Below are 17,039 nucleotides of genomic sequence, written 5' to 3'. Positions count from 1 at the left end.
GCGGACACGGGGAGAAGATTATGTCGCAGTGGGCGATTGAGCGCACGATCACGGCCGACAGTGCCGTCTCGGTGCTGCCGGTACAGGTGCCCGTGGAGCTCTGGGCATACGCGAAAGCCTTCCTCCTCATCGGGAGGCCGTCGCTCCGGTTCCTCTGGCGGGACCGCGATCAGTGGCTCGACGTCCAGCTTTCGCGGGAGTCCCCCTTCGGAGTGCAGGGGCTGTCGCCGGATCGCGTGACCGTGCGCGTCGAAACCGCCGAGGTTCCGCGGGGGGTCACGGTGCGCGAACTCGACGTCCTCACGCTTCTCGCCCTCGGACTCACCAACGCGGGCGTTGCTGAGCGTCTGGGCACCTCCGCCAGAACCGTCTCGAGTCAGCTGGAGCGGCTCCTGGAGAAGCTTGGACAGAGTTCCCGCGGCGGCCTGGCAGCGCTCGCCGTCGATCTGGGGCTGTTGCGCCTACCGTTGCCAGGCGGGGTGCCCGCCGAGGGCGGTCTCGGAGTCGCTGAGCTGGAACTCGCGGTGCATGAGCGGTTGTTCCGAGGCTACGCGCCGATCCGGGAACATGTCCTCACGCGGGTCCCGATCCGGCTCGGGATCGTCGTCCCCGACAGTCCGATCGCGGACAGCCAGCAGACGTTGAACGGCGCGCTTCTTGCGGTCGAGGAGATCAATCAGCAGGGAGGCATCGGGGGCCGGCTCATCGAGCCCGTGCCCGAGGTCGTCCGCACGTTCGACTGGGAGGACATCACAGTTGGCCTCGGCAAGCTGTTCGAGGCCGACGTCGACGCGATCATCACGAGCTATGTGAGCGCGGAGCATCCTCGATTCATTGAGGTGGTCGCGGAGTACGGGAAGCCCTTCCTGCACACGGCGACATTCGACGCCGACGTGAAGCGCGCCGAGCTCGAACCCTGGAAGTACGGCATGATCTTTCAGACGTGTGCGTAGGAGACGCACTACGGCGCTGGCATGCTTCGCCTGCTCGGAAAACTCGAGCGCACGTCCCTGTGGGAGTCGAAGCGCAAGCGGATCCTGCCCATCGAAATGCCGTCGGCGAGCATGCACCTGTCGACCCCGGGCTTCATCGAGCAGGCCGGGGAGGCCGGCTGGGACGTCGAGCCAGCGATCCACACCCCGATGGGGGAAACGGACTGGGACGACGTCATCGCGCGCGCGGCGGCGTTGGATCCGGATGCGATCCTCATCGCGAACTACATCGACAGCGAGATCATCGCCTTCCAGCGCGCCTTCGCGCGAAATCCATTGCCCGCGCTCGTCTACGGGATCTACTCGCCGTCGAGTCCGGCGTTCGTGGCCGAGCTCGGCCCGAGCGCCGATGGCGTGATCTGGTCGACGACCACCGGGACGTACGACGACGAGCTGGGGAGCCGATTCCGCGAGCAGTACCGTTCGAAGTTTCGTCAGGAGCCCGGATGGTCGATCGCGGGGGCGGTGTACGACCAGGTCCGGATGCTCGCCGCGGCGTGGTCGTCCGTTGACGCCCGGAACACCGCAGACGTCGTGCGCTATCTGCGCCGGTGGCCGTATCGCGGGGTCAACGGGGTGTACTACTTCGGCGAGTCCGGGCAGGCCCCGAAGCTGTATCCCGATACGACCCCAGACGCGGCGCTGAGCCAGGCCCACCTCATCTATCAGATCCAGAACGGCGAGCATGTGCTGCTCGATCCGGAGCCGTTCGGCGACCTCTCCCAGTTCGTCACCCCGCATTGGATTGATTCCTCCTCATCATCCGTCAAATGACGCATGATCCGGTCCTGCGCCGTCACTTAATTTGAGTGTCGGACAAGACTTCTCTCCCTGGCGCTGTGTCGTAGCGCCGTGGGGTGAGTCACGAAGGAGTGGAAATGAGCGAGAAACACCCCGCGCCCAGCGCGCAACGCAAGCGCATCACGCGCCGCGACCTGGTCCGCGGGATCGGGATCGCGGGCGCCGCTGGTGTGCTTTCGGGCGGGGCGGGTGGCTACTTCCTTTCGCCGCGCCGGACGGAGAGCGGCTCCTCGGTCGCCGACGGGAAGACGGTCAAGTTTGGAATCGTGGCCCCCGTCACCGGCCCATACTCGGGCGACGGGCAGGAGATGGTGCGCGGGGCGAAGCTCGCGGTCGAGGACATCAACAACGGGGGCGGGGTGCTCGGGCGGAAGGTCGAGCTCGTGGTCGGAGACATCGCCGATCAGGCTCCCGAGAACTTCATTCAGGCCGCGGAGCGGCTCGTGTCGCGAGAGAAGGTGGCCGCGGCCTCGGGCGGCTACGCGACGGCGACCTCCGTGGAGTTCGACACGTACGCGCAGGCCGGTGTCCCGCTGTTCCACACGAACACGCTGCAGGCCAACTCCGACTACGTGGTCGAGAAGGGGATGACGAACGTCTTCCAGTGCTGCCCGACCGAGCCGTGGTACGCGAGCGGCTTCCTGCAGCTCATGCAGGGGTGGATTGATTCCGGTGCTTGGGTGCCCTCCTCGAAGACCGCAGCGGTCATTTCGAGCAACGACTCCTACTCGATCTCCATCGCCACGGTGCTGAAGAACGGCCTGAAGGAACTCGGCTGGGACATCAGTCTCTACGAAGAGATCACCGTGCCCTACGCCGACTGGGGGCCGCAGCTCTCCAAGATTCGCAACCAGCCGCCCGGCCTGATCTTCGTCTCCGACTACCTCGCCGGAGACCTCGCGAGCTTTGCCAAGCAGTTCGCCACCGCGCCGACGCCGTCGCTGCTGTACCAGCAGTACGGCCCGAGCGTCCCCGAGTACATCGAGCTCGCCGGTGACGCTGCGAACGGCGTGATCTGGTCGACGACCATCGGCACGCTGCCCGACGAGATGGGTAAGGCCTTCCGTAAGCGGTACCTCGAGACGTTCGGCACCGAGGCCGGCCTGAGCCAGTCGGGCGCACAGTACGACATCGTTCGCCTGTGGGCCCTCGCCGCCTCGCGCGCGGGCGACCCCTATGACTTTGCAGCGGTGTCGCAGGCGGTCAAGGACATGAGCTTCCGGGGTGTCGTCGGCACCTACCGCTTCGACCAGAAGGAGCTCACGGCGATCCCGTACCCCGACGCAACGGATGACCCGAGCCTCGGGATGCCGCACCTCACCTATCAGATCCAGAATGGCGAGCAGGTGCTCTTCTCGCCGGCGCCCTACGGGAAGGGCTCGTTCCAGCTCCCGGCTTGGCTGTGAGCGCGCGCATGGGCGAGGTGCTGCTCCAGGTGCGGGACGCGACCAAGCGCTACGGCGGCCTCACGGCGGTCGACCGCGTCAGTTTTGATGTGCACCGCGGTGAGATCTTCGGGATCGCCGGGCCCAACGGTGCGGGCAAGACGACGCTTTTCGACCTGGTCACGGGCATGGTGCGAGCTACGAGTGGGCAGGTGCTGTTCCAGGACGAGGAGATCCAGCGCTCGTCGGTGCACGAGATCTGCCACCGCGGGATCACCCGGACCTTCCAGAAGCCGTCGGTGTTTGACAGTGAAACGGTCATGGGGAACGTCGTCGTGGGAGCCCACTTCGGCTCGGGTAAGCCGTGGTGGCAGAGCCTCACCCGTGACCAGGCGGTGTGGGACCGCTCCCTCGAGGCGCTCGAATTCGTGGGGCTCTCGGAGCGCGCGAACGACGTCTCTGGGCCGCTTCCGGTCTACGACAAGAAGCGCCTCATGATCGCCTCCGCACTGGCGAGCGAACCGACGATGCTCTTCCTCGACGAGCCGTTCGGCGGGCTCACGGATGACGAGATCGACGCCCTGCTCGTGCTCCTCCACCGAGTCAACGAGGCGGGCATCACGCTCGTCATCATCGAGCACGTGATGCGTGCGCTGATGGCGCTCTCCGATCGCGTCCTGATCATGGATCAGGGTCGCACGCTGCGCCAGGGTGAGCCGCACGCCGTGATGAGCGATCCAGAGGTCGTCCGCGTTTATCTCGGGTCGTCGGCCACCGAGGCGGCCGAAACGGCCGCCAATCGCGTGGCTAGAAAGGAAGGTCGCTGATGCTGGAAGTCAAGGATGTCGTCGCCGGGTATGGCGCGACGATCGCCGTGCAGGGGATCTCGCTCAGCGTGCCCCAGGGCTCGTGTGCGGCGCTTGTCGGCCCGAACGGCCACGGAAAGACCACGCTCCTCCGCGCGATCAGCGGCCTCGTGCGTACGCGCTCGGGCAGCATCACCTTCGACGGCGAGGACATCACCCGCTCAACGGTCGAGAAGATCGTCGAGCGGGGACTCATCCACATGCCGCAGGGCGATCTCGTGTTCCCCGACATGACGGTGGAGGAGAATCTCACGCTGGGCGCCTTCACCAAGGCCGCAGCGCAGGGCGCAAAAACCCGGATGGGAGAGGTGTTTGAGATTTTTCCGCGGCTCCTCGAACGGCGCACCCAGCGAGCGAGGACCCTCTCGGGAGGGGAGCGGCGCATGCTCGCGATCGGGCGGGGGCTCATGGGTGATGCCCGGTTCATCATGATTGACGAGCCCAGCCTGGGCCTGGCGCCGGTCATCGTCGACGAGGTGTACCGGCAGATCCGACGGATCGCGGACTCGGGAATGACGGTCCTCCTGGTCGAAGAGAACGTGAATCGAGCGGCGAGCCTCGCCGACGTGATTCACCTTGTTGAGAATGGCGAGATTGTGCGCTCGGGCAGCGGCGAAGAACTGCTCGCTGATCGCGCGATCCGCGAAACCTATCTGGGGGTCGCAGAATGAACCTCGTACTTCAGGCCCTCGTCAGCGCGATCGTCCAGGGCTCGATGCTGGCGCTCATCACCATCGGGATGAGCCTCGTGTACGGCACGCTCCGGGTGCTCAACATGGCGCAGGGCGTCATGGTCATGGTCGGTGGCATGGCCGCGTGGACGCTCGTGAGCAGCACGGGCGCCTCGCCGTGGCTCGGGATGGTCTTCGCGGTGCTCGTGACCTTCCTGCTCGGCATGCTGAGCTACGGGGTCGGAATCAGCCGGCTCATCGGGCGCGCGGGCGTGGACTTCGAGATGACGGCGTTCATCTCGACGTTCGCGATCGCGTCGATCGTGCAGAGCGCGATCCAGTTCTTCTACGGACCGCGGCAGAAGGACTTCCCCGCGCTCTTGCCCGGAAGGATCCAGCTCACGGATGGTGTGTCGATCACCTGGCACCAGGTGCTCACCGCCGTGATCGCCCTGGTCGCACTGATCGGACTCGGGCTCTTCCTGTCCCGCTCACGGTACGGGCTCGCGATCGTCGCGGTGGCTCAGAATCTCGATGCGGCGCGGCTGATGGGGATCCCCGCCAGGCGAGCCTACGTGCTCACCATGGGGCTCGCCGCGGGTCTCGCGGGCCTGGCCGGCGTCCTGCTCGCCCCGATCTACTTCGTCTCGCCGACGATGGGTGAGCTTCCGATGCTTCAGGCCCTGATCGTGGCGATCTTTGCGGGCCTCGGCAGCACCAAGGGCACCATCATCGCCGCATACATCATTGGCTTCGTGCAGTCCGCGGTCTCCATCTTCTGGAGCTCGACCTTTGCCATGCCAGTGCTCTACGCACTCATCGTTGTAGTGCTCATCGTTCGCCCATACGGAATCGCGGGCAAACCGCAGGAGGCCAGGCTATGACCACGACATTTTCTCCCGCGCAGGCGTCGGCCGCCGAGCGCACGCTCCGGCCGTGGGACGCGAAGGCCCTCGGGTGGCCGCGTCCCCGCCCGCTTCTGGTCGTCGCTGCGCTCCTCATCGGGGCGGTGTTCCCCTTCATCGCACCCGACCGCAGCTGGCTGAGCGTCGCCACGACGGCGATGGTCACGCTCACCATGGCGCAGAGCTGGAACCTGCTCCTCGGCTACGGCGGGGTGTGGAACTTCGGGCAGCTCGCGTTCTACGCCATCGGCGCCTACTCAGCGGCGCTCATGACGATCTATCTGCCGGTGCCGGTCTGGCTGTCGATCCCGATCGCCGGGGTGGTGTCCGGAGGGATCGCGCTGCTCCTCTCGATCCCGATCCTGAGGCTTCGCGGCATCTACATTTCGCTCCTCACCTTCGGGTTCGCGGAGGTGATCCGCCTGCTCATCGTCGCGGATCAGTCGGGGGTGACGGGGGGCAGTTACGGGCTCTCCGGATTCACCGGCTTCGGCTTCACCGGGCCGGGCGGTGCGAACCTGAACTACTGGATCGGGTTCGCTGCGGCCATCGCGGCAACGCTCGTCGTGCTGCTGCTCGTGCGCTCGCCGCTGGGCAACGGGATGATCGCGCTGCGCGACAATCCGGCACTTGCCGCCGCGCGCGGCGTCGGCCCGAAGACCTACCAGATGCTGATCTTCGCGATCTCGGGCTTTCTTGCTGGCGTCGCCGGAGCGGTGTACGCGAGCATATTCAAGGTCGCCTCACCGTCGCTCATGGGCCTGAGCCCCATGACGCTCGTTGTGACCATGCTCGTCGTCGGAGGCCTGGGCACGGTGTCGGGCCCGATCATTGGCACGCTGCTGCTTTCGTTCGTGCAGATGCAGCTGCAGGAGTTCCCCGAGATGCGTCTCGCGGCGCTCGGGCTCGTCCTCCTGGTCGTCATCCTGCTGATGCCGAGGGGGCTCGTGCCCTTCTTCAGCGCGCAGTGGGCGCGGCTTGAGGCCTGGATGGCTGAGGACGACGAGGATCCCGATGCCGGGGTCGATTCAGAGGGTGAACTCCCGAGCGATCGGGAGCTGGTTCGGCCGGGGGTGTAGGTCGCGGGGCAGTCTCCGACTCGACACAGCAGCGGTGGGGCGCCGGGAAATCCGGTCGCCCCACCGCTGCCGCGTTTCGGGCCGATCAGCCGGCCAGGTAGCCGCCGTCGACGGTGAGCGTCGTCCCGGTGATGTAGTCGGCAGCGCCGCTCGCGAGGAAGAGGCAGGCTGCGGCGACGTCGTCCGCCGTGCCGAGCCTGCGAGCCGGCAGGGTCGCCTCGAGCGTCTCGACGGCGCCGGGGGTGTTGCCGATGGTCAGCATGGGGGTCTGGATCATGCCGGGCGCGACCGCGTTGACGCGAATCCCGGATCCGCCGAGCTCGACCGCGAGCTGTCGCGCGAGGCTCACGACGGCGCCCTTGCTGGAGGAGTAGGCGGAGCAGGGCTCGGCAACGTCTCCCCGCGCGTAAGCGACGGACGTGAGGAGAACGATTGAGCGGGAGTATTCGCCGGTCTTCGCCAGTGACGAGGCCGCCTCCCTGGCGACGATGAAGCTGCCCGTTCCATTGATCCGCATCGTGGACTCCCAGTCCTCGACCGTCATCTCGGAGAAGGACTTCCAGCGATAGACCCCGGCGCAGTGGATGACGGTGTCGGGGGCGCCGCCCAGGAGTGCGGGCGCGTCCGCGAAGGCGCTTGCGACCGAGGCCGGATCGGTGACGTCGGCGCGCGACGCCGAGAGCGAGGGGTGGCTCCACTGATCGTCCGTGAGGTCGACGGAGTGCACTCTCCCGCCCTGGGAGATCAGTCCTTCTGCGACTGCCCGTCCGATTCCCGACATCGCCCCCGTCACAATCGCGCGCCGGGGAAGGGTGGTGTTGAGATCCATGTAGCTCCTCATGTGCTGGAAAGGTGGCTGTGCGGTGCACTCGAACGACTCCATCACATTTCGGCACGCGTTGCGTCCGCGAAATGACGGAAGTGACCGGGAGTTCCGAAGGAGGGGTATACTTTTGGTCACACTGACTTTAAGTGCGAGGTGCTGGATCGATCGGCGGAGGCGAGGAGGCCACATGATCTACGCGGAGACGAGCGCGAGCGAGCGGCGGTTCCTGCCGCCCGCGGTCGCGGTGTCCACCGTGGCCTTCGCGCTCAGGCCCCCGGCCGAGGCGACGATCGGCGATCCCGGCGGCGGGCGGGCCGGTGCGGCGATCGAGGCAGCGGGCGCTGGAGCTGGCGCTGGCGTTGGTGTTGGCGCTGCGACGCTCTGGATCCCGCTCGTGCGGCGGACACGCGAGCCTTTTCGTGGGCTGTGGGCCCTCCCCGGCGGGCCGACCCGGTGGGACGAAACCCTCGCAGACACGGCGCTGCGCTCGATCCGTGCCGCCGCCCTGCGCAGCCCCGCCTACCTTGAGCAGCTCTACTCCTTCGGCGGCGTCGAGCGCTCGGCCGACGCGCAGCGGCTCGTCACGATCGCCTACTGGTCCCTGTACTCGGAGGACGTGTTGGCGGCGGATCCGGATCCGGAGGCGTTGCGGCGCGATCCCGCACCCGCCGCCTCGTCCCAGCGGCGCTGGGATGACCCCGCGCCCGGCCAGGCGCCGCCCGAGGCCGCGCCGGACTCACCCGGGGTGCCGCTCGCTGAGCGCGACCCGAACGTCGCTTGGTTCTCGGCGGATCAGCTGCCTGAGCTGGCGTTTGACCATGCGGAAATTGTGGCGACCGCGCTCTCGCGGCTGCGCACCCGCACCGAGTATGCGGCGGTCGCGCACCGCTTTCTCGGCCACGAGTTCACGCTCTCGCGCCTGCGCGCGGTCACCGAGGCCGTGCTGGGGCAGGCCGTCGACCCGGCGAACTTCAGGCGGCAGGCGCTCGCGCGGGGTGAGCTCGAAGAGACGGGAGAGGTGGAATCCGGCACCAGGCATCGACCCGCGAAGCTGTACCGCTTCCGCGACGGATCCGGTGCGGGCCCAGGCCTGCGGGGAAGAGGCGGACTCGACCGTCTCGATGGAATCAATGAAGCATCGACGAGGAGCATGAAATGACGAGCGTCAACGATCTGATCAGGGGCGCAGCGGCGCGAGAGGCCGCCACGAGGCCGCCGGCCGGAGCGGGCGCAGGCAAGCCGAGCGGCCCCGTGCACCGGCGCCCGATCGCGCTCCGCGCGACGGGGCCCGCGGTGTCGAGCTGCGACAGCGGGCTCGCGGCGGACCCCTGGGTGATCGACCGCGTAGCCGGCTACGGGCCAGGCGCCTCGACGCGGGATCCCATCCCGGGTGACGCGCCCAGGCAGGGGCCGCTGCCCGCGAGCTACACCGCCGCGAGCGACGAGGAGCTGCACGACCGGATCGTCGCGGCGAAGGCCAAGCTCGGCGACCGGGTGCGGATCCTCGGCCACTTCTACCAGCGCGACGAGATCGTGCGCTATGCGGACTTCGTCGGCGACTCGTTCATGCTCGCACAGGCTGCGAAGGGGCACCCGGAGGCCGAGGCGTTCGTCTTCTGCGGCGTGCACTTCATGGCGGAGACGGCGGACATTCTGTCGGACCCGGACCAGGCCGTGATCCTGCCGAACCTCGCCGCGGGCTGCTCGATGGCCGACATGGCGACGATCGAGCAGGTCGAGGACTGCTGGCGCGAGCTCGTGTTCGAGCTCGGTGAGGAGCCCGACGCCGAGGGCCGGCTTCCCGTGATCCCGGTCACCTACATGAACTCCTCGGCCGCGATCAAGGCATTCTGCGGCAGGAACGGCGGCATCGTCTGCACCTCCTCGAACGCCCGGACGGTGCTCGAGTGGGCCTTCGAGCGGGGCCAGCGCGTGGTGTTCTTCCCTGATCAGCACCTCGGCCGCAACACCGCGAAGGCGATGGGGATCCCCGAGGAGCTCATGCCGCTCTGGCGGCCGCACCTCGCCCGCGGCGGCAACACGGCGCAACAGCTCGCCGACGCCCGAGTCATCCTGTGGAACGGCTTCTGTTCGGTGCACAAGCGCTTCACGGTCGAGCAGATCGAGCGGGCGCGGGCCGAGTATCCCGGGGTGCGCGTCATCGTTCACCCCGAGTGCCCGGCCGCGGTGGTCGAGGCGGCCGACGGCGCCGGATCGACCGAGTACATCAGGAAGGAGATCGAGGCGGCCGAGCCCGGATCCGTCATCGCGGTCGGCACCGAGATCAACCTCGTGAACCGGCTCCAGGAGCAGCACCCCGAGCTCACGGTGTTCTGCCTCGATCCCGTGGTCTGCCCGTGCTCGACGATGTACCGGATCCACCCCGCCTACCTCGCCTGGACGCTCGAGTCACTCCTCGCGGGGGAGACCCCGAACCGGATCACCGTCTCGGGCGACGTCGCGGAGGACTCGCGCGTGGCCCTCGAGCGGATGCTCGCGGCACGGCCATGATCCTCGTCATCGGCGCCGGCGTCGCGGGGATCTCGGCCGCCCTTTCGGCCCTCGACGCGGCGGCCGGATCCCAGCTCGAGGTCGTGCTCGCGACACCCGGCACGATCCTGGAGCACTCGCCCGGGGCGCGTGACGCTGTGCTCGACGCCGCCCTCGACGCCGCCCTTGGCGCTTCCCTTGGAGGCGGGAACACCGCGCTCGCGCAGGGTGGGATCGCCGCGGCGATCGGCCCCGGCGACTCGCCGGAGCGGCACCACGCCGACACCCTCGCGGCCGGCGGCGGAATCGTCGACCGGGAGGCGGCGGCGGTGCTGACCCGCGAGGGCGCGGAGCTCGTGCGCGGGCTTCTCGACCAGGGATTCCCCGCGGATCGCGACGCCAGCGGCGCGCTCGACTTCGGGCTCGAGGGCGCCCACGGCATGCCGCGCATCGTGCACGCCGGCGAGGACCGCACGGGCGCGGCACTCCACGCGACCCTCGTCGCGCAGGTGCGACGCGAGGTCGCGGCCGGGCGCTTGCGCGTGCTCGAGCGCCGCTCTGCCGTGCGCTTGCTCGCCACGGACGGCGCGGTGCAGGGAGCCGTGCTGCGGGCCTTCACCGACGACGCGACGGAGTCCGGCGAGGAAGAACGTGTCTGGGCCTCGGCCGTCGTGCTCGCCACCGGCGGATTCGCAGCGCTGTTCCCGCGCACCACGAACCACGCCGGCGCGCGCGGCCAGGGCATCGTGCTCGCCGCGCAGGCGGGCGCGCTCCTCGCCGACCTCGAGTTCATCCAGTTCCACCCGACGGTTCTCGCGGGCACGGGGCACCTCATCTCGGAGGCCGTGCGCGGGGCCGGAGCCGTCCTCCTCGACGCGCAAGGCCACAGGTTCATGCCCGACGTTGACCCCATGGCCGAGCTCGCCCCGCGGGACGTCGTCTCCCGAGCGATCCACCGGGTGGTCGCGGAGCAGGGCGGCGCCCCCGTGTTCCTCGATGCCACGACGATCGAGCGCGCGGGCGGCCGGGGCACGCTCGCTGAGCGGTTCCCCGGCATCACGGCGGCGGTCTCGGCCAGCGGGCTCGACTGGGCGCGCGAGCCCGTGCCGGTGTCGCCCGCCGCCCACTACACGATGGGCGGCGTGCTCTCGGACCTCGACGGTCGCAGCACACTCCCCGGGCTCTTCGTCTCGGGCGAGATCGCCTCGACGGGCGTGCACGGCGCCAACCGTCTCGCCTCGAACTCCCTGCTCGAGGGCCTCGTCTTCGGCCGGCGCTCAGGCATCGCCGCGGTCGACTACGCGCTGAACGGTGCGTGGTCCACGGTCGGCACGGGCTTCCACGCGCTTGCAGGCAGCGCGGAGGAGGCCGGACCGCTTCCCGCGCCCGAGGCAGTCGGGGAAACGGGCGACGGTGCAAGCGCCACCCTCCGCGTCGCCGACGCCCTGGCCTCCGGCCTCGGGATCGAGCGCGACCGAGAGGGGCTCGAGCGGTCGGCCGCAGGTTTCTCCCGCGAGTCGGGCCCCGAGGCGGCGCTCGCCGCCGCGGTCTGTGCGGCAGCGCTGCTGCGAGAGGAATCGCGCGGCGCGCATCAGCGCAGTGACTTCCCGCTCCCCGCGGGCGGCGCTCGCAGCGCTGGCGGCGATCGCGCCGTCCCAGCGCCGACCAGGCGTGCCCTTCGCTGCAGGTTCGCGGCCCCGCCCGTGCTCGCAGCCGACACCGAGCGGCAACACCCCGCACACGCCATACCACCCTCGCCCGCGGCCGAGCCCGAGGGTGCGGCCGGATCCAGCCCCCGAAGGAGCTTCGCATCGTGCTGACCAGAGCCATCATCGAATCCGTCGTCGAGCGCGCCCTCGCGGAGGACGCCCCCTGGGGCGACACGACCGTCGAGCTCGCGATCCCGGCCGAGGCCCGCATCGCCACCCGGCTCGTCGCGCGCGAGGACGGGGTGTTCGCGGGAGGGCCCCTGCTCGTCGAGACGTTCCGGCAGATGGACCCGAGCATCGAGGTCGCGGGACTCGCGCGTGAGGGCGATAGCTTCACGGCTGGTGACGTACTCGCCGAGATTGCAGGCCCAGCGCGCGGCGTGCTCACGGGCGAGCGCGTGGCGCTCAACATCGTGCAGCGCATGAGCGGGATCGCCGCCCTGACCGCGGAGTTCGTCAGGAGGGTCGCCCACACGGACGCGAAGATCGCGGACACGAGGAAGACGACCCCCGGTCTCCGCGCACTGGAGAAGCACGCCGTGCGCGCGGGCGGCGGGGTGAACCATCGCTTCAGCCTCTCCGACGCGATCATGATCAAGGACAACCACCTCGCGGCGCTCGGCGCGATCGACGCCGAGACGACGACCGCCGCGCTCCGCGGGCTCCGCGAGCGCGCGGGGCACACGACGTCGATCATCGTCGAGGTCGACCGGCTGGAGCAGATCGCGCCCGTGCTCGCGGCGCGCCCCACCGGGATCCTGCTCGACAACTTCTCGCTCACAGAGCTCAGGGAGGGCGTGGCGCTCATTGGCGACCGCGCCGTGGTGGAGGCGAGCGGCGGTGTCGACCTCGACACGGTCGGGGCGATCGCCGAGACCGGGGTCGACGTGATCTCCGTCGGCCGGCTCACCCACGGAGCTCGGGCGCTCGACCTGGGCCTCGACGCGTAGCCGGATCCCGCGACGATGACCTCGCCATCCGAGACGTACCTCGACGCCGCCGCAACGGCACCGCTCCGCCCTGAGGCGCGCGCGGCAATGCTCGCCGTGTACGACGGCGGCCAGGCGAACGCCTCGAGCGTGCACGCCCCGGGCCACCGCGCGAAGGCGGTGCTCGACGCCTCCCGCGGCTCGATCGCGACGGCGCTCGGCGCCACCCCCTCCGAGGTCATCTTCACCTCGGGTGGGACCGAAGCGAACAACCTCGCGATCGTGGGGCTCGCCCTCGCGTCACCCAGGGGCAGGCACATCGTCACGACGCCGATCGAGCACCCCTCGGTGACCGAGAGCTGCGGGTTCCTCGAGCGCGTGTTCGGGTTCGAGCTCAGCGTGCTCCCCGTCGACTCCGCCGGCACGGTGAGCGCGGCTGACGTCGCGGCCGCGATCCGGCCGGACACGACCCTCGTATCGATCGGCCTCGCGAACGCCGAGTTCGGGACCGTCCAGCCGATCAGGGAAATCGCGGAGGCCGTGCGTGCGAGCGGCGCGCGCCTCCACGTCGACGCCGTACAGGCGGCCGCGTCGCTGCCGATCGACTTCGGGTCGCAAAGCGCCGGGTCACCAACCGCCGGCTCGCGCCCCGGCGAATCGGCGGGCCTCGGCTGGCCGGGCGACGCCGTCGACGCGCTCACGGTGGCCTCCCACAAGTTCGGCGGGCCCCAGGGCGTCGGCGCCCTGCTGCTCCGGCGCCGGACCCCGATCGAGCCGCTTCTGCACGGCGGCGGCCAGGAGCGGGGCGCGCGCTCCGGCACGGAGAACGTCGCGGGGGCTGCCGGGTTCGCCGCCGCAGTCTCCGCGGTTACTGCCTCGATCGGCTCGCGGGCCGCGGCGCTCGCCGTCTCGCGTGACGCCCTCGTGCGGGAACTCCTCACCGCACTTCCCGGCGCGCGGCTCACGGGCCACCCGGAGGAACGACTGCCGGGGCATGCCTCGTTCGTGGTGCCCGGCGTGAGCGGCGAGTCGCTCCTCGTGGCGCTTGACGCCGCGGGCTTCGCCGTCTCCTCGGGCTCTGCCTGCGCCGCGGGCAAGGACGAGCCCTCACCCGCGCTCCTCGCCATCGGCCTCTCACCCGAGATCGCTCAGACCGCCGTGCGATTCACGCTCGCGCAACCGCTCGGCGAGGCCGAGATCGCGCGGATCGTCGCGACGCTCGCCCGCGAGGTCACGCCCGGCCCGCAGCCAGGCCTCGGGGAACGCGGGGCGTGAGATCAGGCGGCTGACCATGCCGAGCATTGCGTGCTCCGGCGCGATCGCCGTGCCGAGCCGCAGGTGCTTCCGCGCGACGCTCTGCAGGCCGTAGAGCCACCAGAGCCAGGCGCTCAGCGCGAGCGTCCCCGGCCTGAGGGGATCGGGGAGTGCGCTCGTGATCTCGATCAGTCGTGCCTGCGGAACGCGGAGCCGATCATGCCCCGTGAAGCGCGACGCGGTGAACTCCAGGAGATCCCGGATCGAGAGGCCGGGGCGCGGGCCGTCGACCGGCAGGTCGAGGAGCCGGTCCGGCGGAACGTCGCGGATAATCTCCGCTGGGAACTCCGGCCGTGTGAGCACGCAGAGCGCGAGTACCAGCCAGCCGCCCGGGTCGCCGCAGCGCAGCGCGATCCGCGCGATATCCGCTGGGGTGAGGGGCACCTCGGCATCGAGGAGCGCGCGTGAGGACTCGCAGGTCTCGGCGATCCACTCGGAGAGCGGGCGTCCGTCCCGCAGCAGTTCGCTTCGATCCGCCCGTTCCGCCTCGCAGGCGCAGGCGCGGGCGACGGCCCGGGCGAACGACGGCTCGGACTCGCGCAATTCACCGAGCTCCGTGAGCGAGGGCCAGCGCCTGACGCTCGCCCTGACGGGCGGTGCCGCGACGCTGCTCTCCGTGATGTCGCTCAGTGGGTTGCCACCGGAAGGTGCATCCGCGTCGAGATAGCTCGCCCAGCCGTCCCGGGCGACGCAGCAGAGCTCGCGCAGCCGCACCCCGTCGCGCAGGAGCCGACGCTCCACCCGGGCCGCGAGCCGCCGGTACGGGGTGCCGCCACACTCTGCAAACGAGCGCCGCGTCGCGAGCACGATGGCGGGATCCCGCTCCTCTATCGGGCCGTGCCGCACGGCCTCCTCGAGGAAGTCGAGCAGGGCCTCAGCGGCCGGCCCTCCCTCGTCATCGGGCAGGTCGACGCGGAGCGCCCGCGTCGCCCGGTTGCCTGTGAAGATCACGAGGAAGACGCTGTCGCTGGCGGTGAAGCCGGTCATGTGGGGGAGCGCCGCGAGGAAGTCTGCGGTGCCGCGGCAGGTGAGGACGACGGGGACGCGGGATTCGGAGGAAGGTGGGTTCATGGATCGATCATCCGGCCGAGCCGCGGCTCTGCCAGAGCTATCCACAGCATTGCCCCCGAAACAGGCCGGAGGGGCCAGAATCCGCGTCCTGTGGACGAAGATCCCGGCCCCTCGCAACGCGCGGGAGACGCACGCAGCACTCCCTGATCACGCCATGGTCACTCGACGAGCTTGCCCTTCGGCGAGTCGTCCATCGACTCGTTCGCGAGATCGCGGAACGAATCGGGGGCGTCGGCGATCCGCTCGAACGAGACACCGTTCTCAGGCGTCCAGATCATGTTGCCGCGCATCTCCTCGCTCTGCTCGGGGAAGTCGGAGCGGTTATGGCAGCCGCGGGTCTCGCGGCGCTCCCTCGCGCACTCGAGCGTCGCGCGGGCGGCGAGCATCGAGCCGTAGAGATCGAAGGCGTGCGCGAGATCGTCGAAGCCGGCGATGTCGGGGTGGGCGGTGAGGCGAGACACGCGATCCTGCAGCGCATCGAGTTTCTCGAGCCCGGCCGTCAGGCCCTCCTCGCTGCGCACGACACCAGCGTGCTCGGTCATGAGATCGCGCAGCGCCCGCTGCAGGCGGCGCGGGCTCTCCGTGCCCTCGCCCTCGAGCAGGCCGCGCATCTCGTCACGTGCCTCCGACACGGCGGCGGGATCACGATGGATCTGCGTGAGCCCGGATACGTATTCGGCCGCGTCGGTGCCCGTGATCCGGCCGTACACGAGGAGCTCGATGAGCGAGTTGCCGCCGAGGCGGTTCGCGCCGTGCAGGCCACTCGAGGCCTCGCCGATCGCGTAGAGGCCGTCGACTCCCGTGCCGTGATCCTCGGGACGCACCCACACCCCGCCCATCGAGTAGTGCGCGGTCGGGGCGACCTCGACCGCCTGCTCCGTGATGTCGAGCATCTGGAGGTCGATGAGCGTGCGGTACACCCGGGGCAGCTTCGACATGATGACCTCGCGGGGCAGGTGCGACACGTCGAGGTAGACACCGCCCTTCTCGGTGCCCCGGCCCTCGGCGATCTCGGTGTAGTTCGCGAGGGCGACCCGGTCACGGGTCGACAGCTCCATGCGCTCCGGATCGTAGCGCTCCATGAAGCGCTCGCCCAGCGCGTTGCGCAGGATCCCGCCCTCGCCGCGCGCGGCCTCGGAGACGAGCGTGCCGGCTGCCTCCGCCGGCTCGAGCAGGCCCGAGGGGTGGAACTGCACGAGCTCGGCGTCGCGGATCTTGCCGCCCGCGAGCGCGGCGAGGCGGAAGGAGTCGCCCGTGTTCTCGTCGCGGCGCGAGGAGGTCTGGCGCCAGATCCGGTTGTGTCCGCCCGCCGCGAGAATCACGGCGTCGGCGTGGATCACGACCGGGACGCCGTCGACGATGTCGAAGCCGTAGGCGCCGAAGACGCGGCCGTCGCTCGCGAGGATGCGCGTGATGTAGATCGTGTCGACGATGGGGACGCGCAGCTCCGCCGCGCGGCGCATGAGGGTGCGCTGGATCTCGAGGCCCGTGTAGTCGCCTGCGTAGGCGGTGCGGCGGTACTTGTGGGCGCCGAAGAAGCGCTGGCTGATCCGGCCGTCTTCCTCTCGGGCGAAGGGCATGCCCCAGCGGTCGAGATCCTCGATGCCGCGCGCGGCGCCGCGGGCCACGACCTCGACGATCGCGGGGTCGGCGAGGAAGTAGGACTCGCGGAGGGTATCCGCCGCGTGCTGCTCCCAGCTGTCCTCGGGGTCCATGGTGCCGAGCGCGGCGTTGATGCCGCCGGCCGCGAGGGTCGTGTGGGCGTCGTGCGCACGGCGCTTGCCGACCGCAAGCACCTGGATGCCGCGCTCCGCGAGCTCGATCGAGGCGCGGAGGCCGGCGCCTCCCGTGCCGATCACGAGGACGGAGGTGGAGAGGAGGCGCTCGCCCGAGGAGGTCTCGGTTGCGGTGGTGCCGGTGGCGCCTGAGGAGGGGGACGTGGGGGCTGTGGGTGAGGTGTGTGTCTGCATGGGCACCACGCTAAGATCCCGCCAACGATTA

Annotated in this window: 14 protein-coding genes and 1 pseudogene; 12 read left to right on the top strand and 3 right to left on the bottom strand. The window is 69.9% G+C overall.

Going from position 1 to position 17,039, the window contains the following annotated elements:
- Positions 1-20 precede the first annotated feature (20 nt).
- From ACOPJ3_RS11750 to ACOPJ3_RS11720, 7 genes are all read left to right on the top strand, one after another.
- A complete protein-coding gene (locus tag ACOPJ3_RS11750; RefSeq protein ID WP_427869351.1) occupies positions 21-953 on the top strand; it encodes a LuxR C-terminal-related transcriptional regulator in 933 nt (310 codons plus the stop codon).
- A gap of 21 nt (positions 954-974) precedes the next feature.
- Positions 975-1,766 carry an ABC transporter substrate-binding protein gene (locus ACOPJ3_RS11745; protein ID WP_427869350.1) on the top strand — a complete coding sequence of 264 codons (792 nt, stop codon included), beginning with the start codon at positions 975-977 and terminating at the stop codon, positions 1,764-1,766.
- A 104-nt stretch (positions 1,767-1,870) separates the two neighbouring features.
- Entirely contained in the window at positions 1,871-3,199 is a 1,329-nt protein-coding gene (locus ACOPJ3_RS11740; RefSeq protein ID WP_427869349.1) for an ABC transporter substrate-binding protein, read from the top strand.
- Complete coding sequence (locus tag ACOPJ3_RS11735; protein WP_427869348.1) at positions 3,196-4,005, top strand: ABC transporter ATP-binding protein; 810 nt, start codon at positions 3,196-3,198, stop codon at positions 4,003-4,005. The genes ACOPJ3_RS11740 and ACOPJ3_RS11735 overlap by 4 nt, the downstream gene beginning before the upstream one ends.
- On the top strand, positions 4,005-4,715 hold the full coding sequence (locus ACOPJ3_RS11730) for an ABC transporter ATP-binding protein (protein ID WP_427869347.1): 711 nt from the start codon (positions 4,005-4,007) through the stop codon (positions 4,713-4,715). Before ACOPJ3_RS11735 ends, ACOPJ3_RS11730 begins: the two co-directional genes overlap by 1 nt.
- Positions 4,712-5,599 carry a branched-chain amino acid ABC transporter permease gene (locus ACOPJ3_RS11725; RefSeq protein WP_427869346.1) on the top strand — a complete coding sequence of 296 codons (888 nt, stop codon included), beginning with the start codon at positions 4,712-4,714 and terminating at the stop codon, positions 5,597-5,599. Before ACOPJ3_RS11730 ends, ACOPJ3_RS11725 begins: the two co-directional genes overlap by 4 nt.
- Entirely contained in the window at positions 5,596-6,699 is a 1,104-nt protein-coding gene (locus ACOPJ3_RS11720; protein ID WP_427869345.1) for a branched-chain amino acid ABC transporter permease, read from the top strand. Before ACOPJ3_RS11725 ends, ACOPJ3_RS11720 begins: the two co-directional genes overlap by 4 nt.
- Positions 6,700-6,784: 85 nt before the next feature.
- Here ACOPJ3_RS11720 and ACOPJ3_RS11715 read toward each other — a convergent pair whose 3' ends face one another.
- Positions 6,785-7,528, bottom strand: coding sequence for an SDR family NAD(P)-dependent oxidoreductase (locus ACOPJ3_RS11715; protein ID WP_427869344.1), 744 nt, complete (start codon positions 7,526-7,528; stop codon positions 6,785-6,787).
- 184 nt (positions 7,529-7,712) lie between these two features.
- On the opposite strand from ACOPJ3_RS11715, the gene ACOPJ3_RS11710 reads away from it, so the two are divergent.
- The 5 genes from ACOPJ3_RS11710 to ACOPJ3_RS11690 are packed head-to-tail and all read left to right on the top strand — an operon-like array spanning position 7,713 to position 13,928.
- The gene (locus ACOPJ3_RS11710; protein WP_427869343.1) at positions 7,713-8,684 is read left to right on the top strand and encodes an NUDIX hydrolase; all 972 of its coding nucleotides are present in this window, start codon (positions 7,713-7,715) and stop codon (positions 8,682-8,684) included.
- Positions 8,681-10,036, top strand: coding sequence for a quinolinate synthase NadA (gene nadA, locus ACOPJ3_RS11705; protein WP_427869342.1), 1,356 nt, complete (start codon positions 8,681-8,683; stop codon positions 10,034-10,036). Before ACOPJ3_RS11710 ends, nadA begins: the two co-directional genes overlap by 4 nt.
- A complete protein-coding gene (locus ACOPJ3_RS11700; protein WP_427869341.1) occupies positions 10,033-11,835 on the top strand; it encodes an L-aspartate oxidase in 1,803 nt (600 codons plus the stop codon). Before nadA ends, ACOPJ3_RS11700 begins: the two co-directional genes overlap by 4 nt.
- Positions 11,829-12,674 carry a carboxylating nicotinate-nucleotide diphosphorylase gene (gene nadC, locus ACOPJ3_RS11695; protein WP_427869340.1) on the top strand — a complete coding sequence of 282 codons (846 nt, stop codon included), beginning with the start codon at positions 11,829-11,831 and terminating at the stop codon, positions 12,672-12,674. Before ACOPJ3_RS11700 ends, nadC begins: the two co-directional genes overlap by 7 nt.
- A 15-nt stretch (positions 12,675-12,689) precedes the next feature.
- Entirely contained in the window at positions 12,690-13,928 is a 1,239-nt protein-coding gene (locus ACOPJ3_RS11690; protein WP_427869339.1) for a cysteine desulfurase family protein, read from the top strand.
- 384 nt (positions 13,929-14,312) lie between these two features.
- On the opposite strand, the pseudogene ACOPJ3_RS11685 reads toward ACOPJ3_RS11690, so the two are convergent.
- Both ACOPJ3_RS11685 and ACOPJ3_RS11680 read right to left on the bottom strand, forming a co-directional pair.
- A pseudogene (locus ACOPJ3_RS11685) lies at positions 14,313-15,038 on the bottom strand (DUF4192 family protein); the annotation flags it as partial.
- 158 nt (positions 15,039-15,196) lie between these two features.
- On the bottom strand, positions 15,197-17,008 hold the full coding sequence (locus ACOPJ3_RS11680; RefSeq protein WP_427869338.1) for an L-aspartate oxidase: 1,812 nt from the start codon (positions 17,006-17,008) through the stop codon (positions 15,197-15,199).
- Positions 17,009-17,039 lie beyond the last annotated feature (31 nt).

This window comes from Leucobacter luti (assembly GCF_050310065.1).
Classification (GTDB): Bacteria; Actinomycetota; Actinomycetes; order Actinomycetales; family Microbacteriaceae; genus Leucobacter; species Leucobacter luti_B.
The sequence above is the reverse complement of the archived record's forward strand: the minus strand, read 5'-3'. Positions and strand labels throughout refer to the sequence as shown.

Excerpts from the sequence above, each read along its gene's own strand:
- ACOPJ3_RS11750 (WP_427869351.1), top strand. The coding sequence starts at position 21 with ATGTCGCAGTGGGCGATTGAGCGCACGATCACGGCCGACAGTGCCGTC.
- ACOPJ3_RS11745 (WP_427869350.1), top strand. The coding sequence starts at position 975 with ATGCTTCGCCTGCTCGGAAAACTCGAGCGCACGTCCCTGTGGGAGTCG.
- ACOPJ3_RS11740 (WP_427869349.1), top strand. The coding sequence starts at position 1,871 with ATGAGCGAGAAACACCCCGCGCCCAGCGCGCAACGCAAGCGCATCACG.
- ACOPJ3_RS11730 (WP_427869347.1), top strand. The coding sequence starts at position 4,005 with ATGCTGGAAGTCAAGGATGTCGTCGCCGGGTATGGCGCGACGATCGCC.
- ACOPJ3_RS11725 (WP_427869346.1), top strand. The coding sequence starts at position 4,712 with ATGAACCTCGTACTTCAGGCCCTCGTCAGCGCGATCGTCCAGGGCTCG.
- ACOPJ3_RS11720 (WP_427869345.1), top strand. The coding sequence starts at position 5,596 with ATGACCACGACATTTTCTCCCGCGCAGGCGTCGGCCGCCGAGCGCACG.
- ACOPJ3_RS11715 (WP_427869344.1), bottom strand. The coding sequence starts at position 7,528 with ATGGATCTCAACACCACCCTTCCCCGGCGCGCGATTGTGACGGGGGCG.
- ACOPJ3_RS11710 (WP_427869343.1), top strand. The coding sequence starts at position 7,713 with ATGATCTACGCGGAGACGAGCGCGAGCGAGCGGCGGTTCCTGCCGCCC.
- nadA (WP_427869342.1), top strand. The coding sequence starts at position 8,681 with ATGACGAGCGTCAACGATCTGATCAGGGGCGCAGCGGCGCGAGAGGCC.
- ACOPJ3_RS11700 (WP_427869341.1), top strand. The coding sequence starts at position 10,033 with ATGATCCTCGTCATCGGCGCCGGCGTCGCGGGGATCTCGGCCGCCCTT.
- ACOPJ3_RS11690 (WP_427869339.1), top strand. The coding sequence starts at position 12,690 with ATGACCTCGCCATCCGAGACGTACCTCGACGCCGCCGCAACGGCACCG.
- ACOPJ3_RS11680 (WP_427869338.1), bottom strand. The coding sequence starts at position 17,008 with ATGCAGACACACACCTCACCCACAGCCCCCACGTCCCCCTCCTCAGGC.